The sequence below is a fragment of the Bradyrhizobium sp. TM233 genome, from assembly GCF_036247965.1.
GTDB classification, from domain to species: Bacteria; Pseudomonadota; Alphaproteobacteria; order Rhizobiales; family Xanthobacteraceae; genus Bradyrhizobium; species Bradyrhizobium ottawaense.
This window is the reverse complement of the sequence record NZ_BTIG01000013.1, coordinates 87,186-111,148: the sequence shown is the minus strand read 5'-3', so window position 1 is coordinate 111,148 and position 23,963 is coordinate 87,186. Positions and strand designations below refer to the sequence as shown.

Genomic DNA, 23,963 nt, shown 5'->3' with positions numbered 1-23,963 from the left:
TTGAGTTCATCCTAAGGGGAGGCGAACGATGCTGGATCGGCGACAAGTCCTGGCAATGCTTGGAACGACCGCGCTCGCGGCTCTCGCTCCAACCGCACTCTTTGCAGCGGCATCGATCAAACCCGACGATGCCTCCGCGCTGCTGGTGATCGACGTGCAGAACTGCTTCCTGCCCGGCGGCAGCCTCGCGGTGAAAGAGGGCGAGCAGGTGGTGCCCGTCATCAACAAGATCTCGAAAGCGTTTGCGAATGTGGTGATGACGCAGGACTGGCACACGCCGGGCCACGTTTCGTTTGCGTCAGTCCACTCCGGCAAGAAGCCGTTCGAAACCGTCGACCTTCCCTACGGCAAGCAGGTGCTGTGGCCGGACCATTGCGTGCAGGGCACCGACGGCGCTTCGCTGTCGAAGGATCTTGCGATCCCGCATGCCGAGCTCATCATCCGCAAGGGCTTTCACAAGGACGTCGACAGCTATTCGGCCTTCCTCGAAGCCGACGGCAAGACCTCGACCGGACTTGCCGGCTATCTCAAGGGACGCAAGATCAAGCGTGTCTTCGTCGCTGGCCTCGCGACGGATTTCTGCGTCGCCTGGACCGCGCTCGACGCGCGCAAGGCGGGCTTCGAGGTCTATGTGGTGGAAGACGCCTGCCGCGGCATCGACACGCAGGGCTCGCTGGCAAAAGCCTGGGCCGATATGGCCAAGGCCGGCGTGAAGCGGATCCAGTCTGCGGATATCGCGAGCGCGTAGAGCTAGACGACTGTCATTCCGGGGCGATGCGAAGCATCGGACTATGGTGCGCCATTGCGCACCTGAGAATCTCGAGATTCCGGGTTCGGCTCTTCGAGCCGCCCCGGAATGACGCAAAAAAATCAGTTCGGCGCGCCGCTCGACTCGTTATTGTTCGCCGCGGGCGCGGCCTTTGCGCCACCCTTGGCGACACCGACCAGAGCCGGGCGCAGCACGCGCTCGCCGATGGTGTAGCCGGCCTGCATGATCTGCACCACGGTGCCCGACGGCACCGACGCATCGGGCACTTCGTACATCGCCTGGTGGAAGTTCGGATCGAACTTCTGGCCCTGCGGATCGAGCTTCTTCACGCCGTGCTTTTCCAGCGCGTTGAGCAGCGAACGCTCGGTGAGCTCGACGCCCTCGATCAGCGCGGTCAGGCCGGGATCGGCCGCGGCACGGGCCTCGGCCGGGACGGCATCGAGCGCGCGCTGGAGATTGTCGGCGATGTCGAGCACATCGCGGGCAAAGCCGGTGATGCCGTAGAGGCGGGCGTCGGCGACCTCCTTGGTGGTGCGTTTGCGCAGATTCTCCATCTCGGCCAGCGTCCGCAGCATGCGGTCGCGCGCCTCGGCAGCTTCCTTCTGCAACGTTTCGACCGAGCCGGGCTCGGGATCGTCGGGCATGATGTAGGGCTTGGACACCACGGGCTCGCCAGTCGGCGCGGCCGCGTCTTCGGGTTGCCGGTCTCGATCGGTCATCGGCTCTCTTTTCGAATTCGTCGCAGGGATTTTTCTGGCCCGGATATCGTGCTTCGGGCGCCGAAAATCAAGCGCCCGTGATCGGATCAAACGCCGGTCAGCCTCCCAGCAGGCGACTGACGATGCGGGCGGCGTAGTCCACGGTCGGGATCACGCGGGCATAATTCAGCCGGGTCGGCCCGATCACGCCCAATACGCCGACGATATGGCCGGCGGCATCCCGATAGGGCGAGATGATGGTGGAGGACCCCGACAGCGAAAACAGCTTGTTCTCGCTGCCGATGAAGATGCGCACGCCCTCGGCGGTCTCGGCGCGGCCCAGCAGATCGATCACGCCGCGCTTGGTCTCGAGATCGTCGAACAACAGGCGCACCCGCTCCAGATCCTCCAGCGCATGCAGGTCTTCGAGCAGATTGGCATGGCCGCGGACGATGAGCTGGCGATCCTCGTTCTCGCCGCCGGACCAGCTGGCGATGCCGGCGGAAATCACCTTCTGTGCGAGCTGATCGAGCTCGGCGCGGGCCTCTCCAAGTGCCGTCTCGAGCTCGAGCCGCGCCTCGGCCAGGGTGCGGCCGCGGATGCGCGCATTGAGGAAATTGCCGGCCTCGGTGATCGCCGAGGAGGGAACTCCGGGGGGCAGCGACAGCACGCGGTTTTCGACCTGGCCATCCTCCCCGACCAGGATCACCAGCGCCTTTTCCGGTTCCAGACGGACGAATTCGATGTGTTTCAGCCGCGCATTGGATTTCGGCGTCAGCACCACCGCGGCGGCGCGGGTCAGGCCCGAGAGCCGCGTCAGCGCCTGGTCCAGCGCCGCCTCGACCGATTGCGCCTGGCCGACGGTGGCAAGCTGGCTCTGGATCGACTGCCGCTCGGCCTCGTTGAGGTCGCCGACCTGCATCAGGGCATCGACGAAGAACCGCAGGCCGAGTTCCGTCGGCAGCCGGCCAGCGGAGGTGTGCGGGGCGTAGATCAGGCCTAGCTGTTCCAGATCGGCCATGACGTTGCGGACCGAGGCCGGCGACAGCGGCATGGCGATGAGCCGCGAGATATTGCGCGAGCCCACGGGCTCACCGGTCGCGAGATAACTTTCGACAATTTGACGAAAGATGTCGCGAGAACGCTCGTTGAGCTGGGCGAGGCCCGCGCGCGGCGCGATCAGATGGATCGGATCGTGATGGGCCACAGACGGTAACTCCTCTCAGATGCTCATAATTTGTCCATCCCCGAGGGTTCTGACAAGCGTTGCGTTTGCAGGGCGGAAAACCGGGGGTGAAAAAGCCTTGTCCTTTCCCCTTGCCGCATACCCTCACCCCACCTACAAGCACCGCGAATAGCCCTAACCTGCGAGTTTTGGAGGATTTCCCATGCGGCCAAGCCGCCGTGCGCCCGACGAATTGCGCCCCGTGACGCTGGAGCGCGGCGTGGTCAAATATGCGGAAGGCTCCTGCCTGGTGAAATTCGGCGACACCCATGTGCTGGTCACCGCCACGCTGGAAGATCGCCTGCCGCCGTGGCTGAAGGGCCAGGGCCGCGGCTGGGTCACCGCCGAATACGGCATGCTGCCGCGCGCGACCTCCGAACGCACCCGCCGCGAGGCCGCCGCCGGCAAGCAGAGCGGCCGCACCGTCGAGATCCAGCGCCTGATCGGCCGCTCGCTTCGCACCATCGTCGATCTCGAAGCGCTCGGTGAGCGCCAGATCACGGTCGATTGCGACGTGCTCCAGGCCGACGGCGGCACCCGCACGGCCTCGATCACCGGTGCCTGGGTCGCCCTCGCCGATTGCATCAACTGGATGAAGGCGCGCAACATGATCAAGGCCAATGTGATGCGCGACAATGTCGCCGCGATCTCCTGCGGCATCTACAACGGCACACCGGTGCTCGATCTCGACTATGCCGAGGATTCGGAAGCCCAGACCGACGCCAATTTCGTCATGACCGGCGATGGCCGCATCATCGAGGTCCAGGGCACCGCGGAACGCGAGCCGTTCACGCAGGACGAGTTCCTGAAGCTGATCGCCCTAGCGCAAAAAGGCATCGCACGTCTCGTGGACTTGCAGAAACTGGCTGTCGCGTAGTCAATAGGCCCATGCACCGCCGAATCACCGGAAAGCTCGTCATCGCCACCCATAATCCCGGCAAGCTCGCCGAGATGCAGGAGCTTTTGGCGCCGTACGGCATCGAGGCGGTGTCGGCCGGTGAACTGGGCCTGGGCGAGCCGGACGAAACCGGCAACGATTTCCGCAGCAATGCCGCGATCAAGGCGATCGCGGCAGCGCGGGCGACCAAGCTTCCCGCCTTTGCCGACGATTCCGGCATCGTGGTCGACGCACTCGACGGCGCGCCGGGCATCTACAGCGCGCGATGGGCCGGCCCGACCAAGGACTTCAACGCGGCGATGGCGCAGATCGAGCGCCTGCTGCAGGAGCGCGGCGCCACCACGCCCGACAAGCGCAAAGCGCATTTCGTCTCCGCGCTCTGCGTCGCCTGGCCCGACGATCATCTCGAAGAGGTCGAGGCGCGCGTCGACGGCACGCTGGTCTGGCCGCCGCGCGGCACCGCCGGCTTCGGCTATGACCCGATGTTCTTGCCTGACGGCCACAGCCGCACCTTCGGCGAGATGGAAAGCATCGAGAAGCACGGCCTGCCGCCGCTCGGCCTCGGCCTGTCGCATCGCGCCTGCGCCTTCGTGAAACTGGCGGAGATCTGCCTTGAGCCGCGCTAGAGCGTTTTCGAGCGAAGTGGGTACCGGTTCGCGCCAGGAAAACGCGTCAAAACAAGAGTCCGAAGCCTTCGGCGTCTACGTGCACTGGCCGTTCTGCCTGTCGAAATGCCCCTATTGCGACTTCAACAGCCATGTCCGCCATGCCGCGATCGACGAGGCGAGATATGCGGCGGCCTTCGCGCGCGAGATCGAAACAACTGCGCAGCGCTCGCCCGGCCGTGAAGTCACCTCGATCTTTCTCGGCGGCGGCACACCGTCGCTGATGCAGCCCGCAACCGTCGGCGCGGTGCTCGATGCGATCGGCAAGCACTGGACCGTCGCCGGCGATGTCGAGGTGACGCTGGAGGCGAATCCGACCAGCGTCGAAGCCACGCGCTTTGCCGGCTATCGCACCGCCGGCGTCAACCGCGTTTCGCTCGGCGTGCAGGCGCTCGACGACGCCTCGCTCAAAGCTTTGGGACGCCTGCACAGCGCGCGCGAGGCGCTCGATGCGGTCGCGATCGCGCGCCGCTCGTTCGATCGCTATTCGTTCGATCTGATCTACGCCCGCCCCGACCAGACGCCGGCGATGTGGGCCGATGAATTGCGTCTCGCCATTGACGAGGCGGCCGAGCATCTGTCGCTCTATCAATTGACGATCGAGGAAGGCACGCCCTTCTTCGGCCTGCACCAGGCCGGCAAATTGAAGACGCCGGACGAAACGGTGGCGCGTGCGCTCTACGACGTGACGCAGGAGACCTGCGACAAGCTCGGCCTGCCCGCCTACGAGATTTCCAATCACGCGCGGCGCGGCGCCGAGTGCCGGCACAATCTGGTCTATTGGCGCGGCGAGGAATATGCCGGCATCGGCCCCGGCGCGCATGGCCGGCTCGACATCGACGGCATCAGGCACGCCACCGCCACCGAGAAGCGTCCCGAGGCCTGGCTGATGCGGGTCGAGACCAACGGCCATGGAATCGTCACCGACGATCTCCTCAACAGCGAAGAACGCGCCGACGAATTCCTGCTGATGGGATTGCGCCTCGCCGAAGGCATCGACCCCGAGCGCTACAAAGCCCTCTCCGGCCGCCCGCTCGATCCCAAGCGCATCGCGCTGCTGCGCGAGGAGGGTGCGATCACGGTCGACGCAACGGGCCGGCTGCGCGTGACCAGCAGCGGTTTTCCGGTGCTGGATGCGGTGGTCGCGGATTTAGCGGCGTAGCAAAGTCCCGTAGCCCGGATGGAGCGCAGCGCAATCCGGGTTCTATCCGCGCGGTAAGATCGCCCCGGATTTCGCTGCGCTCCATCCGGGCTACGAAGCCACTACGCCCCAAAACTCTTCGGCGAACCCGCGACCGCAACGCCGCCGCCCGTCGTCACCTTCATCACCGCGAGGCCCCGTTCATTCGTGCCGTCCGCACGGAAGCGAAACAGGCCGTCGATGCCGGCAAAGCCCGAGGGATTGGTGAGCACGTCGGGCGAGAAGCGCGTGGTGCCTTGCGTGCGCGCCAGCGCGGCGACGAGGGCGACCGCGTCATAGGCGAGCGTCGCGGTGCGAATCGGCTCGGCGCCGTATTTGGTGCGATAGCGGCCGGAGAAGGCGCGGAAGCCGGCCGGGTCCGGCGCGGCATAGAGGCCGCCTTGCAGGCTCGCATTCGCATAAACCCGCGGATTGTCCCACAGGCCAGTGCCGAGCAGCTGGATGTTGCGCAAATTCGCGCCCGCCGCGGTCATCGCGTCCGCCACCGACACGACGGCATCGCCATCATCGGCAATGAACAACGCGTCCGCACTGCCGAGCTGCTGCGCCACGGTGCGCGCCGGCGTGGCGCGATCGGCGCCGTATTTCTCGAAGGCGATGATGCGCCCGCCGCGCCGCGGCACCGCCGCCTTCACCGCGGCCTCGACGACATTGCCATAGGCATTGTCGGGCACCAGCACGGCGACGGAGCGCTTTCCGATGCTGGCGGAATATTCGACGATGCGGTTGACGTCGGACTCCGGCAGGAAGGAGAGCAAATAGACGCCGCGGCCGGCGATGCTGGAATCGGTCGAGAACGCCATCACGGAAATGCCGCGCGTGCGCGCGACTTGCGCCACCGCCGGCACCGATTGCGCGAACAGCGGTCCCAAAATGATCTCGGCGCCTTCGTCGACGGCCTGCTGCGCGGCGCCCTGCGCGCCTTGCGGGCTGCCATTGTCGTCCTTGATCAGAAGCTGGATGTTCGGGTTCTGGAACTCGGCCAGCGCCATTTCGGCGGCGTTGCGCATGGATTGCGCGGCGAGACCAGCATTGCCGGCGGCCGAGAGCGGCAGGATCACGGCGACCTTGACGCCGCCGGTGCCGGCGGTCGTCGCCTGTTGCGGCGGACCTGCCGGCTGAGCCGGCGGTGCTGAGCTCGAAAACGGGTTGGAGAACTGGCTCAGGCTCTGCTGCACGCCGGCGCAGGCCGACAGCAGGGGTGCGCCGAGCAACAGGCCGAGCGCGCCCCGGCGGGTCGCCCCTGATATCAGGGACCCCGGAACGGGAGACTCCTCCGAAGAGGACGATCTGGGATAACGCGGGCCCATCATGGCAGCTTCTCTTCTGACCCGCCGGCGCCGGCCGGTCACGACACTCTTTCCACGACACAAGCCGCGGATTCAGGCATATTGTCGGCAAATAGTTAACCGAAACAAAAGGATAATAGCCGCTTAACGCGGCCGCCTTCCTGTCCCGGCAGCTGCTTGCCCTCGCTCACGCAGCATCAAGGCGGCGTTTCAGTCGCGAATATGGCGTGAGAGCCCTCACTCCCTCTCGACGTGATCCCGGATCGATCACATTCCCGTCCGTTCCTCGCCCCTCACCTCGGCACGATCTTTTTCGGCGAGCCGGTTCCCAGCCCTGAGGATCGTGCCTAAGTTGACTTCATTATGCGCGCAAAGCCGGCCCCGATAAATACGCCTGAAGCTCAAGACGCCGCCTCGCGCGGTTTCTCCATCGACGCCCATCGACTTGCGGCGCCGAAGGCGGCACCGGGCCTCCATCTGGTCTCAACCCCCATCGGCAATCTCGGCGACATCACGCTGCGGGCGCTCCAGACCCTCGCCGGCGTCGACGTCATCGCCTGCGAGGACACCCGCATCACCCGGCGCCTGACGGAGCGCTACGCCATCGCCGCGCAGCTCAAGCAATATCACGAGCACAACGCGGAGGCCGCGCGTCCGAAAATCCTGGAGGCGCTGGGGCAGGGCGGCTCGATTGCGCTGGTCTCCGACGCCGGCACGCCGCTGATCTCCGATCCCGGCTTCAAGCTGGTGCGCGAGGTCTGCGCCGCCGGCCATGCGGTGTATGCCCTGCCCGGCCCATCCTCGGTGCTGGCGGCGCTGACGGTGGCGGCACTGCCGACCGACCGCTTCTTTTTCGAGGGCTTTTTGCCGGCGAAATCCGCCGCGCGAAAGGCGCGCTTGACCGAACTCGCGCGCATCGATGCGACGCTGGTGATGTTCGAATCCGGCAACCGCGTACAGGACACGCTGGCGGAGCTCGCCGAGATCATGGGCACGCGCGAAGCCGCGATCTGCCGCGAGCTGACCAAGCTGCACGAGGAGATCTCGCGCGCACCGTTGAGCCAGCTGGCGCGCGAGGCCGATACGCTGGAGACGCGCGGCGAGTTCGTGCTGGTGATCGCGCCGCCGGCGGCCGACGCCGAGATGCTGACGTCGGATGCGCTGGACGGTCTGTTGCGCGAGCAACTTGCCGCGCACAGCGTCAAGGATGCCGTCGCGCACGCGGTCGCGCTCTCCGGCCGGCCGCGCCGCGAGGTCTATGCCCGCGCGCTCGAGCTCGCCAAGGACTTAAGGGGCGACGATGTCGAAGACTGAGGTCCCGACGGAGCCGAAGGTCGCCTCGCCCGAGCGCGTCGCCGCGTTCCACACCGGCATCTCCGCGGAGAGCCGCGCCGCGGCCTATCTCATGGCCAAGGGCTATCGCATCCTGGCCAAACGCTACCGCACCCCGCATGGCGAGATCGACATCGTGGCGCGCCGCCGCAATCTGATCGCCTTCGTCGAGGTCAAGGCGCGGGCCACGCTGGATGACGCCGCCTTCGCCGTGACGCCGCGCCAGCAGCAGCGCATCATCGACGCCGCGCAAGGCTGGCTCGTCGCGCATCCCGAGCATGCCGAATTCGAATTGCGATTCGACGCCATGCTGATTGCACCGAAGCGACTTCCGCGCCATGTGTTGGCGGCATTCGACGCCTCGACCTGAAAGGCAGACCATGAAACTGAACGTCGCCGTCCAGATGGACCCCATCGCCCGCATCAACATCAAGGGCGATTCGACCTTTGCGCTGCTTTTGGAGGCGCAGAAGCGCGGCCACGGCCTGTCCTATTACACGCCCGACAAGCTCTCGATGGTCGGCGAGGAGATCGTGGCTCCGGTTCAGCTCCTGACCGTGCGCGACGAGCCCGGCGATCACTTCACGCTCGGCGAGCCCAGACGCGAGGCGCTGAACGGCTTTGACGTGGTGCTGCTGCGCCAGGACCCGCCGTTCGACCTCGCCTACATCACCTCGACGCATCTTCTGGAGCGCATCCATCCGAAGACGCTGGTGCTCAACGATCCCGCCTCCGTGCGCAACGCGCCGGAAAAGCTGTTCGTGATGAATTTTCCGCAGCTGATGCCGCCGACCCTGATCTCGCGCGACCTCGACGAGATCAACGCGTTCCGCGACAAGCACGGCGCCGTCGTGATGAAGCCGCTGCACGGCCATGGCGGCGCGGCGGTGTTCCGCGTGATGCCGCAGGACATGAATTTCGGCTCGCTGTTCGACATGTTCTCGGTGACGTTCCGGGAGCCCTGGGTGATCCAGCAATTCATCCCCGAGGTGAGGCACGGCGACAAGCGCATCATCCTGGTCAACGGCGAATTCGCCGGCGCGGTGAACCGCGTGCCGGCCGCCGACGACCTCCGCTCCAACATGGTGCGCGGCGGGGCTGCGCAGGAGACCGAGCTCACCCCGCGCGAGCGCGAGATCTGTGCCACCGTCGGCCCGGCGCTGCGGGAGCGCGGCCTCTTGTTCGTCGGCATCGACGTCATCAACGGCAACCTCACCGAGATCAACGTGACCTCCCCGACCGGCATCCGCGCCATCGCGCGGCTCGGCGGGCCCGACGTTGCGGCGAAGGTCTGGGACGTGATCGAGCAGAAGCGGGCGAAGTAGCGTTTTAGGTCCGCCGCCACCTCCAATCTATCACCGTCACCCTGAGGTGGCCGCTCTTCAGCGGCCCTCGAAGGGCGACGGCCCGACTGTTACCGCGCGTTGCTGCATCGCGACCGCGCATCCCTCGAGGCTCCCGGCACGATGCGTTGCATCGCGCCACTCGCACCTCCAGCGACGAGCGCAACGCGCTCGCGCGGGGTTGACAGATCACCCGTATCTGCGCGGCTCGCTGCGATCACGCCGTGACCACGATCGCACCCATCACTAACCACCCATTCACCATGACGCCGCGCATGTCATTCGAACGAACGTGCCGTACTGCGTGAATCTACGGGGCCGCTGGCCGACCGGATAACGCCGCGTTCACCATCTGCCGAGAACCAGCATCGTGGCCGGCCGTCGCATTCGGCCTCGCAACACCCCTTATACTTTTACTCCCTACTCATCGACACGGGGAACCCGCCAGGTGCGGTTCGAGTGCCCCGCGTAAGAGTAGAGGCGTATGAACACCGCACGCATTGTCGTTCTCGTCATCGCGCTGGGCGCCGGCGGCGTCGCTGCGTATCTGGCGAGCGGCTTCGACAACAAGCCCGCGCCCGCCCTTCCCGTCGCCGAGAAATTGCCGACCGTCGAGGTGCTGATCGCGAAGAACGACATCGGGCTCGGCCAGGCGGTGAAGCCCGAGGATCTGCAATGGCAGGCCTGGCCGGCGGCGACCGCGAGCAGTGCCTTCATTCGCCGCGACAGCAGGCCCGAGGCGCAGACCCAGATTGCCGGCTCGATCGCCCGAGTCCCCCTGATGCAGGGCGAGCCGATCCGCGAGCAGAAGCTGGTCAAGGCCGACGGCTCCGGCTTCATGGCCGCGATCCTGCCCGCCGGGATGCGCGCCGTTTCCACCGAGATTTCAGCCGAGACCGCCGCTGGCGGCTTCATCCTTCCGAATGACCGCGTCGACATCGTCCTGACCCGCCGTCTGAAGAACCCCGACGGCGCCAACAACAACGGTCCGACCGGCGGCAACGACCTCGTCCTGTCCGAGGTCATCCTGACCAATATCCGCGTGCTCGCGATCGACCAGGCGCCGAAGGAGAAGGACGGCCAGAACGCCGTCGTCGGCAAGACCGTCACGCTCGAGCTCCGGCCCGACCAGGTCGCAGTCCTCGCAGCCGCGCGCCAGGGCGGCACGCTCCAGCTCGCGCTGCGGAGCATCGTCGATGCCAACGCAGTCGACGGCACGCCTGAGGACCAGGGGATCAAGCGTGCGGGCGGCGTGAACGTGATCCGTTACGGGGTGCAGGCACGGCAATTGACGTCACAGAAGTGATGATGGGGATAGCATGAACTACGGGGATGATCGGACGGGCCTGCGCCTTCGGGGGAAGCGCACGCGCCCGTTCTGGACGGGGACGATGCTGATACTGGGGCTGCTCGCAGCCCCCGACCTCGTCAGCGCGACGGATGCGCCGGTCGGCGACCAGGCGCCGATGCAGGCACCGGATCTCGGCGTATCGTCGGTCGCGACCATCGCATCGGCGAAGACGCGTTTTCTCTCGCTTGGCGTGGGCAAATCCGTCGTCATCGACCTGCCTCGCGAGGTCAAGGACGTGCTGGTGGCCGATCCCAAGATCGCCAATGCCGTCATCCGCTCGGCCCAGCGTGCCTATATCATCGGCGGCCAGGTCGGCCAGACCAACGTCGTGTTCTTCACCGCCGACGGCCAGCAGGTTGCCTCCTATGACATCGCGGTGAAACGCGACCTCAACGGCATGCGCGCGGCCCTGCGCCAGTCGCTGCCGGGCGTTCAGATCGAAGGCGTCGGCGACAGCGTGATGCTGACCGGATCGGTGTCGAGCCCGGTCGAGGCCCAGCAGGCCGGCGACGTCGCCGCAAAACTGGTCGGCGGCTCGGACAAGGTCGTCAACAGCATCGTCGTGCGTGGCCGCGACCAGGTGATGCTCAAGGTCGTCGTCGGCGAAGTCCGCCGCGACATCGTCAAGCAGCTCGGCGTCGATCTCAGCGCCAGCCTGAACGCCGGCACCGCGGTGGTGAATTTCAACAATTCCAACCCTTTCTCGGTCTCGGGCGGGCCGATCGTCGGCAGCAACGGACTCGGCGTTGCCGGCGTCACCAAGGGCATCGCCACCGTCAGCGCCACCATGCGTGCGATGGAAAGCGCCGGCGTGATGCGCACGCTCGCCGAACCGAGCCTGACCGCGATTTCGGGCGAATCCGCCACCTTCATCGCCGGCGGCGAATTCCCGATTCCGGCAGGCTATTCCTGCGATCCCGTCACCCACGTCTGTACCACCCAGATCACCTACAAGAAGTTCGGCATCTCGCTGAACTTCACCCCGGTCGTGCTCAGCGAAGGCCGCATCAGCCTGCGCGTGATGACCGAGGTCTCGGAGCTGTCGAATACGAATTCGATCACGTTGACGCAGGCGGTGTCCTCGACCTCGAGCAACTCGATCACCATCCCCTCGATCCAGACCCGCCGCGCCGAGACGACGCTGGAGATTCCCTCCGGCGGATCGATGGCGATGGCCGGCCTGATCCAGCAGCAGACCAAGCAGGCGATCAACGGCCTTCCCGGCATCGACCAGGTGCCGATCATCGGCGCGCTGTTCCGCAGCCAGGACTTCGTCAACAACGAGACCGAGCTGATGGTGATCGTGACGCCCTATGTGGTGCGCGCGGTCGCCCAGAAGGAATTGGCGCGGCCCGACGACGGCTTCGCGCCGGCCTCGGACGCGCAGACCGCACTGCTCGGCCGCATGAATCGCCTCTATGGCATCGCGCGTCGCGTCGATCCGATCGCCGGCGCGCCCGGCGATTTCGGCTTCATCATCGACTGAGACGAACGGTTTGGGGACCGGGGCAGGACACGGGGCAAGAGGGGACCAGGCGATGACGACAACATCAGCCGATCGACGTCGCAATCTGGGCGTCGCGCTGGCACTGACGGGGCTCTCCGTCATGCTGGGCGCCTGTAACACCACCGGCGAGATCGTCACCCAGACGGTGCCGACCGACTATCGCCAGCGCCACCCGATCGCGGTGCAGGAAGGCAAGAAGTCGATCGTGATCTTCGTCGGCAAGGCGAGGGGCGGCCTGTCGGCCGCGCAGCATTCGGACGTCGCGGGTATCGCCCGGGACTGGGTGCGCGAAGGCACCGGCTCCGTCGTCGTCGACGTTCCCGTCGACGCTGCGAATTCGCGCGCGGCGGCGGCGACCTATCGGGAAATCCGGTCTGTGCTCGCATCAGGCGGCGTGCCATCGCGTGCCATCGTCCAGCATCCCTATCGCCCTGAAGATCCCGGGCTGCTGCCCACCATCCGCCTGAGCTATTCGAAGATCACCGCGGTCGCCGGCCCCTGCGGGCTGTGGCCGGAAGACCTCGGCCCCTCGATCCTCGATCCCGGCTACAACGAGAACCGGCCCTACTTCAATCTGGGCTGCGCCAGCCAGCGCAATCTCGCCGCGATGATCGACAATCCGGCCGACCTCGAGCAGCCGCGATCCGAGACGCCGGCCTATACCGCGCGGCGCGACATCGCCTTTGATCGCTATCGCAAGGGCACTGCGATCTCGACTCCCAATTCCGAAGCCGACAAGGCCAAGCTCAGCGACACAGGCAAATGACCGTTATCCACGACGAAGAAGCGGACGATCCGCAGCACCCCGAGGAACACATTGCGCCGGTTCCCCGCATCTCGGTGCAGGCCTTTTGCGAGACCGAGAAGACGCTCGCCGCGGTGACCGCGGCGGGGCAGGACCGCCGGCTCGCCAAGGCGCACCTCACCGCCAAGGACGGTGGCCTTGCCGCGGCGATCGAAGTCTATGAATCGATGCCGACACCGAACGTGATCGTGATCGAATCCGACGGTACGCGCGACATCCTCGAGGGACTCGACGACCTCGCCGGCGTCTGCGACCCCGGCACCCGCGTGGTCGTGATCGGCAATCCCAACGACACCGCGCCCTATCGCGAGCTGGTGCGCCGCGGCGTCAACGATTATGTGGTGGGACCGGTCGAAACCCTCGACGTGGTCCGCTCCATCTGCAGCCTGTTCTCGGCCTCCGAGGCCATCATCACCGGCCGCGTCATCGCGGTGGTCGGCGCCAAGGGCGGCGTCGGCGCCTCCACCGTTGCGCACAACGTGGCCTGGACCATCGCCCGTGACCTCGCGCTCGATTCCGTCGTGATCGACCTCGACCTCGCCTTCGGCACCGCGGGCCTCGACTACAACCAGGACCCGGTGCAGGGCATCGCCAACGCGGTGCTGTCGCAGGACCGGCCGGACACGGCGCTGATGGAGCGCCTGCTCTCCAAATGCACCGAGCGCCTCAGCCTCCTCGCGGCGCCTGCCACCCTCGACCGCGTCTATGATTTCGGCGCCGAAGCTTTCGACGCCGTGTTCGACACGCTGCGCATGACCACGCCCTGCATCGTGCTCGACGTTCCCCACCAATGGTCCGGCTGGACGCGGCGCGCGCTGGTGAACGCGGACGACATCGTCATCGTGGCCGAGCCCGATCTCGCCAATTTGCGCAACACCAAGAACATGCTGAGCGTGCTGAAGGCGGCGCGGCCGAACGACCGGCCGCCGCTGTATTGCATCAACCAGGTCGGCATGCACAAGCGCGCGGAGATCGAGGTCAAGGCGTTCGCCAAGACCATGGAAAGCCAGCCGATCGCGGTGATCCCGTTCGATTCGAAACTGTTCTCCACCGCCGCCAATAACGGCCAGATGATCGCGGAGGTCTCCAAGAACCACCGCACCACCGAGCTGTTCCAGAACATGGCGAACCGCCTCGCCGGGCGCGGCGAGGTGAAGAAGCCGAAGCGCTCGCTGCTCGGACCGCTGCTGAAGAAGCTGAAGGGCAGGTCAAGCCGCAACTCCGCGCCGCATCGCAAGGCGTCGTAAGCATCCACCAAGAGGGGCGGATTACTTGTCCGCCCGCTGCTGCTTCTTCGCCAGCAGCTGCCGCAGCGCCGCGACCTTGGCCGCTGCCTGGTCCGGCGGCAAATCTGCCTTCACGAGGATTTCGGCCTCGGCCTCGCGGCCCTGCAATCCCAGCACGAGCGCAAGATTGGCACGGACCCGCGCATCGTTCTGATTGCGCTGATGAGCGCGGCCGAGCACCTGTTCGGCCTTCGGCAGATTGTTTTGCAGCATATAGGACAGGCCGAGATTGGACAGCACGGTCGGCTCGTCCGGCACGATCTTCAACGCCGTGGCATAATATTGCTGCGCCTCTTCGTTGCGGCCGAGCTGATCGAGCGCAGCACCCTGTGCCGACAGGATGCGCCAGTCCGGATCCTCCGGCGTATGCGCGCGGCTGAGGACGTCGAAGGCCTGCTGGAAATTGCCGCTGTCGGCGAGCGCGCGGCCATAGCCGGCGAGCAGCGCCTTGTTGCTGGGATGGGCGAGCACGGCCTGCTCCATGACCGCGACCGCCTGCGCGCGCTGGCCGGTCTCGCGCAACGCCTTGCCGTAGGCGAGCGCAACGTTGGGATCATTGGGCTTGGCGCGATAGCGCTCGCGCAACGCGTCCATGTCGGGCCTGGCATCGGACTTGGCGTCGGCCTTGACAGCCGTTTCCGACCTGACGCCGAGCGCGCCGGTCACATCCTCGATGCCGGCGGTCTGGCAACCGCCGAGGACGAGCACCAGGAGTGCGGGAAGCAGCAATCTCGCCGGGGGAGAGGCGAGGGACGAACGCTTGGACATACTCTGATCACTCGGCAACTGATCAGAGATGCTTACCGATTAACGCTAAAGTCCCGTTAAGGACGCGGGCTGTGAGACCTTAAAGCATGATCCGGAAAAGTGCGCAGCGGTTTTCCGAAGAGATCATGCTTAAACAACAACCTAAAGCGCGATGACGATTCATCCTCATCGCATCGCGCTTTAGTCGGTGAACTCGGCGCCGAATTCGCAGCCGATGCGCCAGCGCAGGCGGCATTGGCGGGAATAATCAGGTGCGAAGATGATGGTGAATTGCGGCGGCACTTCCAGGAATTCCGCCACCACTTTCACGCCGCCATCCGAGATATCCGTGATCGTGCAGTCCCGCGGCAGCGAGCCCGCGCCAAAATGGATCTTGGCGAGCCGGCTGCACACCCGACGTTCGCTTCTCCGGCGATTTGCAAGCATTTGAATTGTTCACCCGTTAGACCACGGCCCATCCCGCAGCCTCAGGAATAGCGGACATTCGTTGGAATGTGCTGAGGACAGAAGCCGGCATTCGAGGCGTAGTGTCGGCGTGGCGTTTACGATTGGTTAGGGCTTGCTCGCCCTCCGGGATCGTTCCCGTATTGTTCTTGCGGAGAGGGTCCGTCTCTGCTACCCCTAATTGTGCGAGAGGGGCAGGCTGGTTTGAGCATGGTTCAGCGGGTTTCCACCGTCGCCTTCGAGGGGATCGAGGCCCGTGCGGTCGACGTGCAGGTGCAGGTCGCGCCGGGCCTGCCGGCCTTCGCGATCGTCGGCCTGCCGGACAAGGCGGTGTCTGAGGCGCGCGAGCGGGTGCGCTCGGCGCTGATTGCCTCCGGCCTGGCGCTGCCGGCGCGGCGGATCATCGTCAATCTGGCGCCGGCTGACCTGCCGAAGGAAGGCAGCCATTACGACCTGCCGATCGCCCTCGGGCTGATGGCGGCGATCGGCGCGATCCCGCCGGATGCGCTGACCGGCTTCACCGTGCTCGGCGAGCTCGGCCTCGACGGCTCGATCGCGCCCGTGGCCGGCGTTCTTCCCGCCGCGTTCGGCGCCAATATGCGCGAGGAAGGGCTGATCTGCCCGGCCTCGTGCGGCTCCGAAGCGGCATGGGCGAGCCCGGACATCCAGATCATCGCGGCAAGCTCGCTGATCCAGATCGCCAATCACTTCAAGGGCACACAGGTGCTGTCGCGGCCGTCACCGAAGGTGCATGAGCCCGCCGCCTCCACGCTCGACCTGCGCGACATCAAGGGTCAGGAGAGCGCCAAGCGCGCGCTGGAGATCGCGGCCGCCGGCGGGCATCATTTGCTTATGATCGGGGCGCCCGGCGCCGGCAAATCGATGCTCGCGGCGCGCCTGCCCTCGATCCTGCCGCCGTTATCACCGAGCGAACTGCTCGAGGTCTCGATGATCGCCTCCGTTGCCGGCGAGATCGAGGGCGGCGCGCTGACGGCCAAGCGGCCGTTCCGCTCGCCGCATCATTCCGCGAGCATGGCCGCGCTCACCGGCGGCGGCATGCGCGCAAAGCCCGGCGAGATCTCGCTGGCACATCAGGGCGTGCTGTTCCTCGACGAATTGCCGGAGTTCGATCCGCGCGTGCTGGATTCGCTGCGGCAGCCGCTGGAGAACGGCGAGGTCGCGGTGTCGCGCGCCAATCATCGCGTCACTTACCCTGCCCGCTTCATGCTGGTCGCGGCGATGAATCCGTGCCGCTGCGGCAACGCGTTCGAGCCCGGCTATGCCTGCAAGCGCGGCCGTGTCGACCGCTGCACCGGGGACTACCAGGCGCGCATCTCGGGCCCGTTGATGGACCGCATCGACCTGCGCATCGAAGTTCCTGCCGTGACCGCAGCCGACTTGATCCTGCCGCCCCCGGCGGAAGGCTCCGCCGAAGTCGCCGCCCGCGTGGCGGCGGCGCGCGACATCCAGCTCGCGCGCTTTGCCGATGCCGGCCTGCCCCATGTCCGCACCAATGCCGAGGCCCCGGCCTCCGTGCTGGAGGAGATCGCAAAGCCGGACGCGCAGGGCGCCAAATTGCTGCGCGACGCCGCCGAGACCATGCGGCTCTCGGCGCGCGGCTATCACCGCGTGCTGCGGGTGGCGCGCACGCTGGCCGACCTCGATCGCACTGAGAAGATCGGCCGGCTGCATCTGGCCGAAGCGCTCTCCTACCGCGCACTCGCGGAGGATGTGCGGCAGCTGGCTTGATCATTCCGCGCATCAACCCGGCGGTAACGAGTTTCCTTTACGCTCTGCAAACCATAAGGCCCAATGAGTTCCCCGGGGCCTCGGCGAGTAGAGTGTCATGTTGCGTTTCAAGATCCTGGCCTCGGTTGTTCCCCTGTTGGCGGCTGCGGTGTTCGCCCGCGCGGAGATCGGATCGGTCTCGCATCCCTGCATCGCCCTCGGCGAAACCTCGGTCGAGCTCACCTCCCTGTTCTGGACCGCCGGCGTCCATGTCGCCTTCACCGAAGATCCGGCCCGGGCCACGGTGCGGGTTCAGATCACCGACGATGCCGATACTGCGGACTTCGCCGTGGTCGACGACGGTCTCGGTTCCGAACCGGAGTCCTGTCAGGCCAATCCCTCGACGCGTCTTGTCTCGATTGCCGCTCAGCCCGTCGATGGCGGCCAGGTGATCTATCTCTCCACCGAAGGGCCAGCGGATTACCGCATCTATGTGCGCTCGAAGTCCTTCTCGCAGCGCGAGGCCGCGGCGCTGATCGTCGGCGCCCATGGCGGCCATCGCCCGCTGCCGCTCCAGGCTGCCTCGCTCTGAAGCGCGCTGAGACAATGCTCTGAGCCGTTAACACCTCGTTAGTCCTGTTTGGAGGCAGCGCCAAAGCCTCAAGTTGTTCGCAAGGTCGGCGCGACATCGTCGCAGACGGCGGGTGGCGGGATTTCGAAGAAGAGTCGGGGTCGGTGGCGATGGGTCGGACGTTCCGGATCAAGGTGCGCATGCGCCGCTTCAGGCGACAGCACCCCCGCATCGCTTTCGCGATCCGCTCTTTCATGATCTTCTCGGCGACCTTCGGCGGCGCCTATGGCTTCGTGTCCGGCAGCCGGTCCGAGAACTCCGGCTACGATCCCCACACCTTTGCGATCGGCGCGAGCTTCCTGTTCGCGCTCGCCTGCCTCGGTCTTGCGACGCTGAGCATGCGCCTGCGTTTCGTGGGCAAGCGGCTGCGTACGCTCGCCGCCCACAACGAGGCGCTGATCGATCGCAATTGGGAGCTGAAGGAGGCGGAAGAACGCGCCCGCAGCCTGTTCGAGCAGCAGGGCGACCTCATCGTGCTGCGCGCTACCGATGGCCGCATCACCTTTGCCAACGAAGCCTATTGCGCGCTCGCAGGACAGGCGCGCAGCGCGCTGGTCGGCACGCGCTTCGATTTCGACGTGCTGGAGCAGGGTGACAGCGCCCGCGAGAGCAGCGGCACACGCATCCACGACCAGAAGATCGCAACCCCGCTCGGCGCGCGCTGGATCGCCTGGCGCGAGGGCTATGTCCGCCTCGATGCCGGACAGCCCGCCGAATTGCAGAGCGTGGGGCGCGACGTTACCGACCGCACCGAGACCGAACGCGCTCTGTCCGACGCGCGCGACCAGGCCGACGCCGCCAACCGCGCCAAATCGCGCTTCCTCGCGATGGCCTCGCACGAAATCCGCACCCCCCTGAACGGCATCATCGGCATGGGCGGCCTCCTGCTCGACACCACGCTGACGCCGGAGCAGGCGACCTATGCCAAAGCGGTGAAAACCTCGGGCGAAGCCTTGATGGCGCTGATCGAGGAGCTGCTCGACTATTCCAAGATCGAGGCCGGCAAGCTTGATCTGGAGCAGCGTCCCTTCGCGCTCTCGACCCTGGTCGAGGAGATCACCGAGCTGCTCGCGCCCCGCGCGCAGGCCAAGGCGCTCGAGATCGCCGCCTATGTCGACGAGCGCCTGCCGCTGGAGGTGGTCGGTGATGCCGCGCGGCTGCGCCAGGTGCTGCTCAATCTCGCCGGCAACGCCATCAAATTCACCGCGAGCGGCGGCGTCGCGCTGATCGTCGAGCCCGGCATCTGGCCGAACGAGATCAGCTTCCTGGTCCGCGACACCGGCATCGGCATTGCGCCGGAAGCGCAGCAGCGCATCTTCCGCGAATTCGAGCAGGCCGACGAGCGCGTCGCCCGCACCTATGGCGGCACCGGGCTCGGCCTTTCCATCAGCGAGCGCATCGTCAAGCGCATGGGCGGCCGGATCACGCTCGCGAGCGAGCCGGGCAAAGGCTCGACCTTCGAGATCGCGGTGCCGCTTCCGCCCTCGCAAGCCAGCGCGGGACAGACGGCCTTTCCGAGCCCCGACCTCACCGGCAAGTCGATGCTCCTCGTCGCAGACGGCATCGAGGCCTCGCTGATCGCGCGGCGCCTCGAGCGCTGGGGTGGCCAGACCTGCATGATTACGGATGCCGCGGTCGCCGAAGCGCTGCTGCCCGAACGCTCATGGCACGCGGTGCTGATCGATCGTGCGATCGGCCCTGCCGCGGCTGACCAGCTGGGCGAAATGGCCCGCGCGCATGCGTTGCAGCGCCTCGTGCTGCTGACCTCTAGCTCGCGCCACGAAAAGCTGTCCCCGGCCTTCACGGGCTTCCTGGTGAAGCCACTGCGGGCGGCTTCGCTCGCCGCGCGCCTTGCGATGACGCCGGAGGTGGCCTCGCCCGATCTGGCGCCGGAACCGCCGGCTGGAGCTACCGGCGCGACACCGGCCAAGGGAGCGACCAAGGGAGCGATCAAGGGCCTGTCGATCCTCGTCGCCGAGGACAACGAGATCAACGCGCTGTTGATGCGCTCGCTGCTGACGAAGCTCGGCCATCGCGTCGTCATCACCGTCCACGGCGAGGCCGCGCTGGAGTCCTGGCTCGCCGCATCATCGGCCGGCACGCCCTATGATCTCGTGCTGATGGACATCCAGATGCCGCAGCTCGACGGCATCGAGGCGACAAAGCGAATCCGCGCGCATGAGGCGGCGACCGGCGGCCACCACACGCCGATCCTCGCGCTCACCGCCAATACGCTGGTGGAGGATCGCTATGCCTGCTTCGAGGCGGGCATGAACGGATTCCTGATCAAGCCGCTCGATCGCGACAAGCTGGACGAAGCGCTGGCAGGGCTTGCGGCGACACGGCGGCTGGCCGTCTGATCCGAAAATCTCACGGAAACCTCATCCCGTCCGACAATCGATAATTGAAATCGACCGCGTTGCGCGTCACCATCCTCCGGGGGCATTGCAGGAGGGTTTCGCGCATGAACGTGCTGTGCCGCCTCGTATTCATTGTCCTTCTCGCTGGATTTTCCCGACACGCCGCGGCCGATACGCCGGAGCTCATCGCCTCGCTCAAGCAAGGCGGCTACGTGCTGATCTTTCGGCACACCGCCACCGACGACAGCCAAAAGGATATCTACCCCTTCAAGTTCGACGACATGAGCGCCCAGCGCCAGCTCAGCGAAAAGGGTAGGGACATGGCGCGCCAGATCGGGGCAGCGGTCAAGGAGCTCGCGATCCCGATCGGCGATGTCTACACCAGCCGGCTCAACCGCGCGATCGAGGCCGGCAGGCTGATCTCCGGCCGCGAGGTCAAGCCGGTCGACGCGTTGACGGACAGCAGCAACGCCAGCGCATCGGGAATGGCAAACCCCACCGGCGCCAATGCAAAGGCGGGACAGGCCGTGCGCCAGCTCGTCGATGCGCCGCCGAAGGCGGGCAGCAATAATTTCCTGGTCACCCACAAGACGAACATCGCCGATGCCTTCGGCAAGGAGGCCGGCGACGTCGGGGAAGGCGAGGCTTTCGTTTACAAGGCCGGCAGCTCGGGCCCCGCCAGCTTTGCCGGACGCATCAAGCCCGCGGACTGGAGCGCCCAGGCCGGCAAGTGACGAGCCCGCATCCGAGCCTGGTCGCTGGTGTGGACGAAGAGCCGGATTTCCCCGGCCTCTCAACGGGCCGGCTCACGGGGAGGGTATCCGGCCAACGAACAGATTGACCGGGCGACTTGCCCCCACGGGATCGTCTTGTGATACCCACGTCTTGCGAGTTGCGACTGAAAGGCTGGCGAACACGTGAGAACATCGGAAGACCGCTCATTTCTCGTATTGCTTGCCGTAGTCACGCTAGCGTTTGGCTGGGTGCTGTGGCCGTTCTCCGGAGCATTGTTGTGGGCCACGCTGCTGGCCATCATCTTCGCACCGCTCTATCGACGCTCGCTGGAAATGCTTCCGGGAAAGCGCAACCTTGTCGCATTCGCCACCGTTGTCGTCGTGGTGGTGATCGTCTTGATCCCTGTCGCAATCGTCATCGCTTCGCTCATCGACCAGGGAGGGGAGCTGTATCAGCGCGTTCAGTCGGGGGAGATCAGTTTTGCTCATCCGCTTCAGCAACTGAGATCCGCGCTGCCCGACTGGGCTGCCCCCATGGCGGATCGCCTCGCCGGCATCGATTTCTCGGCCCTGAAGGAACGCCTGTCCGGTCTGGTCGTCCCGGCCGGCCAACAGCTGGCGGGGCATGCGATCAACATCGGTCAGTTGACCCTCGAGTTCGTCGCAAGCTTGCTCGTGATGTTGTACGTGCTGTTTTTTCTGCTGCGCGACGGTGACGAGCTGAACGCACGCATCCGCGACGCCCTGCCGCTGCGTGCGAGCCACAGCACTGAGATTCTGCATGCGTTCACCCTGGCGGTTCGCGGGACCATCAAGGGAATCATCCTCGTTGCCCTGATTCAGGGCGCGCTTGGCGGGGTGATCTTCTGGCTGCTCGGACTGACCGCGCCGCTACTGGCGGGCGCGCTGATGGCGCTGCTCTCGCTTCTGCCCGTGCTCGGCTCCGCACTGGTGTGGCTTCCGGCCGGGCTCTATCTGCTTGTGGCGGGCTCGGTCACGAAGGGAATCATCCTCCTCGCTTTCGGCACCTTCGTGATCGGCCTCGCGGACAACTTTCTCCGCCCCATCCTGGTGGGACAGTCGATCCGGATGCCAAGCTACATTGTGTTGCTCGCCACCCTGGGCGGCCTAGCGGCCTTCGGAGCAAACGGCTTCGTCATCGGCCCACTCGTCGCGGCCATGTTTCTGACGGCCTGGCAGGTCTTCGTCCGCTCGAAAGAGCAACAGGAGGTCCGGAAATGACCTGCTACGCGGCGTAAGCTATGAAGCGCGGTGCGGAGAGCTTGTCGGGCGGCCCCGGAGTGCCCTTGAAGATGGTGTCGGTCTTTGCCGCGCGCTTGCAATGCGGGCAGACGAACAGATGCGCGATGACCGGAACCGGCTCGTCCGCGAGCAGTTCCGAGCGGTACCACCTCATCTCGACATGGCAATCCGGGCAGGTCGGTGCTTCGAGCTGCTCCGCAGCGCTTCTGAGACGATCAACCATCGAACCCTCGCGTTTTCGAAGGTCATAGCCCAATACCTCTTGCCGGTCTGCAACAAAAGACACGCTGGACGAACGCGTAGGATCCGCCGACCGCCGCGACTACAGTCGCCTGAGCGCCACGTTCTCCACGGTGTGGTCGGCGCCCTTCTTCAGGATCAGCGTCGCGCGAGGGCGGGTCGGCAGGATATTGTCCTCGAGATTGGCGAGGTTGGTGCGCTCCCAGATCGCGATCGCGGTGGCAGTGGCTTCCTCGTCCGACAACAGCGCGTAGCGGTTGAAGTAGGACTTTGGATTGGTGAATGCGGTGTCGCGCAGCGCCAGGAAGCGCTTGATGTACCATTGCCGCAACGGGGCTTCGTCGGCGTCGATATAGACCGAGAAATCGAAGAAGTCGGAGACCACAGGCACCGCCTTGCCGTCGCGCGGCAGCTTGCCGGTCTGCAGCACGTTGACGCCCTCGACGATCAGGATGTCGGGCTGGTCGATCTCGGCCCACTGGTTCGGCACGATGTCGTAGGTCAGATGCGAATAGACCGGTGCACGCACATGGCGGCGGCCGGACTTGATATCGGAGAGGAAGCTGAGCAGCAGCGGCAGGTCGTAGCTTTCCGGAAAGCCCTTCTTCTGCATGATGCCCTGCCGGTCGAGCACGGCGTTCGGATAGAGGAATCCGTCGGTGGTGATGAGTTCGACCTTCGGGCGCGGCGACCAGCGCGCCAGCAGGGCCTGGAGCACGCGGGCCGTGGTGGATTTTCCGACCGCGACCGAGCCGGCGACGCCGATGATGTAGGGCACCTTGCGGTCGCGGATGTTGAGGAACTGGCGCTCCGCATAATACAGGCGCTGCATCGCATCGACATAGATCGAGAGCAGGCGCGACAGCGGAAGATAAATATCCTCGACTTCCTTGAGATCGAGGCGATCGTGCAGCGAGCGCAGCCGGTCGAACTCGCCCGGCTCCAGCGTCATCGGCGTATCGTCGCGCAGACGCGCCCACTCCTCGCGCGAATAGATGCGGTACGGATTATACTGCTGCTCGGGTGCGCGGATATCCATGACGCGACCTTTCCCTTGGGGCTTATACTAGCCCTTACGCGACGCTTTCTCTTCCAACCCTGACATATTCGTGCGCTTGTCCAGCGCCGCTTCCACCTCTTCCAGCTTTACGCCGCGGGCCTTCAGCAAGACAAGGAAGTGATAGAGCAGGTCGGCGCTCTCGGCGATCAGATGCGCGCGATCGTTTTCGACTGCTGCGATTACGGTTTCGACTGCTTCCTCACCGAACTTCTTGGCGCAATGCTCGGCACCCTTGTCGAGCAGCTTGCGGGTATAGGACGCCTCGCCGCCGGCCGCCGCGCGGGCGTCGATGGTCTCGGCCAGATCGTGGATCGTGAAACGCGGCATTGGAATTACTCGAAAAACACGCTTGGCAACACACTCGGC

General features: G+C 65.8%; 24 protein-coding genes. 16 read left to right on the top strand and 8 right to left on the bottom strand.

Annotation, left to right across the window (positions count from 1 at the left end; all coding sequences use genetic code 11):
* Nucleotides 1-28: 28 nt before the first annotated feature.
* Entirely contained in the window at nucleotides 29-748 is a 720-nt protein-coding gene (gene pncA, locus AABA86_RS24465; protein ID WP_212243318.1) for a bifunctional nicotinamidase/pyrazinamidase, read from the top strand.
* 122 nt (nucleotides 749-870) lie between these two features.
* Here the strand turns inward: pncA and grpE are convergent, their stop codons facing one another.
* The gene (grpE, locus tag AABA86_RS24460; RefSeq protein ID WP_212243316.1) at nucleotides 871-1,488 is read right to left on the bottom strand and encodes a nucleotide exchange factor GrpE; all 618 of its coding nucleotides are present in this window, start codon (nucleotides 1,486-1,488) and stop codon (nucleotides 871-873) included.
* 97 nt (nucleotides 1,489-1,585) lie between these two features.
* Nucleotides 1,586-2,674 carry a heat-inducible transcriptional repressor HrcA gene (hrcA, locus tag AABA86_RS24455; protein WP_028139407.1) on the bottom strand — a complete coding sequence of 363 codons (1,089 nt, stop codon included), beginning with the start codon at nucleotides 2,672-2,674 and terminating at the stop codon, nucleotides 1,586-1,588.
* A gap of 181 nt (nucleotides 2,675-2,855) precedes the next feature.
* Between hrcA and rph the strand changes: the two genes are divergently transcribed.
* From rph to hemW, 3 genes are read left to right on the top strand one after another with little or no spacing between them, the layout of a single operon-like run.
* On the top strand, nucleotides 2,856-3,569 hold the full coding sequence (gene rph / locus AABA86_RS24450) for a ribonuclease PH (RefSeq protein ID WP_097660458.1): 714 nt from the start codon (nucleotides 2,856-2,858) through the stop codon (nucleotides 3,567-3,569).
* A gap of 11 nt (nucleotides 3,570-3,580) precedes the next feature.
* A complete protein-coding gene (gene rdgB, locus AABA86_RS24445) occupies nucleotides 3,581-4,216 on the top strand; it encodes an RdgB/HAM1 family non-canonical purine NTP pyrophosphatase (RefSeq protein ID WP_212243314.1) in 636 nt (211 codons plus the stop codon).
* Nucleotides 4,217-4,232: 16 nt separating this feature from the next.
* The gene (gene hemW, locus AABA86_RS24440; protein WP_212244111.1) at nucleotides 4,233-5,417 is read left to right on the top strand and encodes a radical SAM family heme chaperone HemW; all 1,185 of its coding nucleotides are present in this window, start codon (nucleotides 4,233-4,235) and stop codon (nucleotides 5,415-5,417) included.
* Nucleotides 5,418-5,518: 101 nt separating this feature from the next.
* Here hemW and AABA86_RS24435 read toward each other — a convergent pair whose 3' ends face one another.
* Nucleotides 5,519-6,769, bottom strand: coding sequence for a penicillin-binding protein activator (locus AABA86_RS24435; protein ID WP_445083486.1), 1,251 nt, complete (start codon nucleotides 6,767-6,769; stop codon nucleotides 5,519-5,521).
* Between the two features lie 339 nt (nucleotides 6,770-7,108).
* Between AABA86_RS24435 and rsmI the strand changes: the two genes are divergently transcribed.
* From rsmI to AABA86_RS24400, 7 genes are all read left to right on the top strand, one after another.
* Nucleotides 7,109-8,059: a 16S rRNA (cytidine(1402)-2'-O)-methyltransferase gene (rsmI, locus tag AABA86_RS24430; protein ID WP_338308719.1), complete on the top strand. Its 951-nt coding sequence runs from the start codon at nucleotides 7,109-7,111 to the stop codon at nucleotides 8,057-8,059.
* Nucleotides 8,046-8,447, top strand: a complete 402-nt coding sequence (locus AABA86_RS24425; protein ID WP_338308718.1) for a YraN family protein — start codon at nucleotides 8,046-8,048, stop codon at nucleotides 8,445-8,447. The genes rsmI and AABA86_RS24425 overlap by 14 nt, the downstream gene beginning before the upstream one ends.
* Before the next feature lie 10 nt (nucleotides 8,448-8,457).
* Nucleotides 8,458-9,402 carry a glutathione synthase gene (gene gshB / locus AABA86_RS24420; RefSeq protein ID WP_212243308.1) on the top strand — a complete coding sequence of 315 codons (945 nt, stop codon included), beginning with the start codon at nucleotides 8,458-8,460 and terminating at the stop codon, nucleotides 9,400-9,402.
* A gap of 502 nt (nucleotides 9,403-9,904) precedes the next feature.
* On the top strand, nucleotides 9,905-10,726 hold the full coding sequence (gene cpaB, locus AABA86_RS24415) for a Flp pilus assembly protein CpaB (RefSeq protein WP_338308717.1): 822 nt from the start codon (nucleotides 9,905-9,907) through the stop codon (nucleotides 10,724-10,726).
* 13 nt (nucleotides 10,727-10,739) lie between these two features.
* The gene (locus AABA86_RS24410; protein ID WP_338308716.1) at nucleotides 10,740-12,257 is read left to right on the top strand and encodes a type II and III secretion system protein family protein; all 1,518 of its coding nucleotides are present in this window, start codon (nucleotides 10,740-10,742) and stop codon (nucleotides 12,255-12,257) included.
* 52 nt (nucleotides 12,258-12,309) lie between these two features.
* Nucleotides 12,310-13,044: a CpaD family pilus assembly protein gene (locus AABA86_RS24405; protein ID WP_212243305.1), complete on the top strand. Its 735-nt coding sequence runs from the start codon at nucleotides 12,310-12,312 to the stop codon at nucleotides 13,042-13,044.
* Nucleotides 13,041-14,330: an AAA family ATPase gene (locus AABA86_RS24400; RefSeq protein ID WP_212243304.1), complete on the top strand. Its 1,290-nt coding sequence runs from the start codon at nucleotides 13,041-13,043 to the stop codon at nucleotides 14,328-14,330. The genes AABA86_RS24405 and AABA86_RS24400 overlap by 4 nt, the downstream gene beginning before the upstream one ends.
* 21 nt (nucleotides 14,331-14,351) lie before the next feature.
* On the opposite strand, the gene AABA86_RS24395 is transcribed toward AABA86_RS24400, so the two are convergent.
* Nucleotides 14,352-15,137, bottom strand: coding sequence for a tetratricopeptide repeat protein (locus AABA86_RS24395; RefSeq protein ID WP_212243303.1), 786 nt, complete (start codon nucleotides 15,135-15,137; stop codon nucleotides 14,352-14,354).
* 180 nt (nucleotides 15,138-15,317) lie between these two features.
* A complete protein-coding gene (locus AABA86_RS24390) occupies nucleotides 15,318-15,563 on the bottom strand; it encodes a PilZ domain-containing protein (RefSeq protein ID WP_011083489.1) in 246 nt (81 codons plus the stop codon).
* Between the two features lie 228 nt (nucleotides 15,564-15,791).
* On the opposite strand from AABA86_RS24390, the gene AABA86_RS24385 reads away from it, so the two are divergent.
* The 5 genes from AABA86_RS24385 to AABA86_RS24365 all read left to right on the top strand — a co-directional run bounded on the left by AABA86_RS24385 (nucleotide 15,792) and on the right by AABA86_RS24365 (nucleotide 22,276).
* Nucleotides 15,792-17,330 carry a YifB family Mg chelatase-like AAA ATPase gene (locus AABA86_RS24385; RefSeq protein ID WP_338308715.1) on the top strand — a complete coding sequence of 513 codons (1,539 nt, stop codon included), beginning with the start codon at nucleotides 15,792-15,794 and terminating at the stop codon, nucleotides 17,328-17,330.
* Nucleotides 17,331-17,427: 97 nt separating this feature from the next.
* Nucleotides 17,428-17,901, top strand: coding sequence for a hypothetical protein (locus AABA86_RS24380; RefSeq protein WP_338308714.1), 474 nt, complete (start codon nucleotides 17,428-17,430; stop codon nucleotides 17,899-17,901).
* 149 nt (nucleotides 17,902-18,050) lie between these two features.
* A complete protein-coding gene (locus AABA86_RS24375; protein ID WP_338308713.1) occupies nucleotides 18,051-20,300 on the top strand; it encodes an ATP-binding protein in 2,250 nt (749 codons plus the stop codon).
* 104 nt (nucleotides 20,301-20,404) lie between these two features.
* Nucleotides 20,405-21,034: a histidine phosphatase family protein gene (locus AABA86_RS24370; protein WP_338308712.1), complete on the top strand. Its 630-nt coding sequence runs from the start codon at nucleotides 20,405-20,407 to the stop codon at nucleotides 21,032-21,034.
* A gap of 183 nt (nucleotides 21,035-21,217) precedes the next feature.
* On the top strand, nucleotides 21,218-22,276 hold the full coding sequence (locus AABA86_RS24365) for an AI-2E family transporter (RefSeq protein ID WP_338308711.1): 1,059 nt from the start codon (nucleotides 21,218-21,220) through the stop codon (nucleotides 22,274-22,276).
* A gap of 4 nt (nucleotides 22,277-22,280) precedes the next feature.
* Here AABA86_RS24365 and AABA86_RS24360 read toward each other — a convergent pair whose 3' ends face one another.
* The 3 genes from AABA86_RS24360 to AABA86_RS24350 all read right to left on the bottom strand — a co-directional run bounded on the left by AABA86_RS24360 (nucleotide 22,281) and on the right by AABA86_RS24350 (nucleotide 23,924).
* The gene (locus AABA86_RS24360; protein WP_338308710.1) at nucleotides 22,281-22,520 is read right to left on the bottom strand and encodes a hypothetical protein; all 240 of its coding nucleotides are present in this window, start codon (nucleotides 22,518-22,520) and stop codon (nucleotides 22,281-22,283) included.
* Between the two features lie 99 nt (nucleotides 22,521-22,619).
* Complete coding sequence (gene coaA / locus AABA86_RS24355) at nucleotides 22,620-23,576, bottom strand: type I pantothenate kinase (protein ID WP_028139389.1); 957 nt, start codon at nucleotides 23,574-23,576, stop codon at nucleotides 22,620-22,622.
* A gap of 27 nt (nucleotides 23,577-23,603) precedes the next feature.
* Nucleotides 23,604-23,924 (bottom strand): phosphoribosyl-ATP diphosphatase, encoded by a 321-nt coding sequence (locus tag AABA86_RS24350; RefSeq protein ID WP_018323522.1) that lies wholly within the window; start codon nucleotides 23,922-23,924, stop codon nucleotides 23,604-23,606.
* Nucleotides 23,925-23,963: the final 39 nt, after the last annotated feature.

Coding starts and splice junctions, on each gene's coding strand:
- cpaB (WP_338308717.1), top strand. CDS start 9,905: ATGAACACCGCACGCATTGTCGTTCTCGTCATCGCGCTGGGCGCCGGC.
- AABA86_RS24375 (WP_338308713.1), top strand. CDS start 18,051: ATGGGTCGGACGTTCCGGATCAAGGTGCGCATGCGCCGCTTCAGGCGA.
- AABA86_RS24400 (WP_212243304.1), top strand. CDS start 13,041: ATGACCGTTATCCACGACGAAGAAGCGGACGATCCGCAGCACCCCGAG.
- gshB (WP_212243308.1), top strand. CDS start 8,458: ATGAAACTGAACGTCGCCGTCCAGATGGACCCCATCGCCCGCATCAAC.
- AABA86_RS24425 (WP_338308718.1), top strand. CDS start 8,046: ATGTCGAAGACTGAGGTCCCGACGGAGCCGAAGGTCGCCTCGCCCGAG.
- grpE (WP_212243316.1), bottom strand. CDS start 1,488: ATGACCGATCGAGACCGGCAACCCGAAGACGCGGCCGCGCCGACTGGC.
- AABA86_RS24390 (WP_011083489.1), bottom strand. CDS start 15,563: ATGCTTGCAAATCGCCGGAGAAGCGAACGTCGGGTGTGCAGCCGGCTC.
- AABA86_RS24380 (WP_338308714.1), top strand. CDS start 17,428: ATGTTGCGTTTCAAGATCCTGGCCTCGGTTGTTCCCCTGTTGGCGGCT.
- coaA (WP_028139389.1), bottom strand. CDS start 23,576: ATGGATATCCGCGCACCCGAGCAGCAGTATAATCCGTACCGCATCTAT.
- AABA86_RS24360 (WP_338308710.1), bottom strand. CDS start 22,520: ATGGTTGATCGTCTCAGAAGCGCTGCGGAGCAGCTCGAAGCACCGACC.
- pncA (WP_212243318.1), top strand. CDS start 29: ATGCTGGATCGGCGACAAGTCCTGGCAATGCTTGGAACGACCGCGCTC.
- AABA86_RS24395 (WP_212243303.1), bottom strand. CDS start 15,137: ATGTCCAAGCGTTCGTCCCTCGCCTCTCCCCCGGCGAGATTGCTGCTT.
- rsmI (WP_338308719.1), top strand. CDS start 7,109: ATGCGCGCAAAGCCGGCCCCGATAAATACGCCTGAAGCTCAAGACGCC.
- rph (WP_097660458.1), top strand. CDS start 2,856: ATGCGGCCAAGCCGCCGTGCGCCCGACGAATTGCGCCCCGTGACGCTG.
- AABA86_RS24435 (WP_445083486.1), bottom strand. CDS start 6,769: ATGATGGGCCCGCGTTATCCCAGATCGTCCTCTTCGGAGGAGTCTCCC.
- AABA86_RS24370 (WP_338308712.1), top strand. CDS start 20,405: ATGAACGTGCTGTGCCGCCTCGTATTCATTGTCCTTCTCGCTGGATTT.
- rdgB (WP_212243314.1), top strand. CDS start 3,581: ATGCACCGCCGAATCACCGGAAAGCTCGTCATCGCCACCCATAATCCC.
- AABA86_RS24405 (WP_212243305.1), top strand. CDS start 12,310: ATGACGACAACATCAGCCGATCGACGTCGCAATCTGGGCGTCGCGCTG.
- AABA86_RS24410 (WP_338308716.1), top strand. CDS start 10,740: ATGAACTACGGGGATGATCGGACGGGCCTGCGCCTTCGGGGGAAGCGC.
- AABA86_RS24385 (WP_338308715.1), top strand. CDS start 15,792: ATGGTTCAGCGGGTTTCCACCGTCGCCTTCGAGGGGATCGAGGCCCGT.
- AABA86_RS24350 (WP_018323522.1), bottom strand. CDS start 23,924: ATGCCGCGTTTCACGATCCACGATCTGGCCGAGACCATCGACGCCCGC.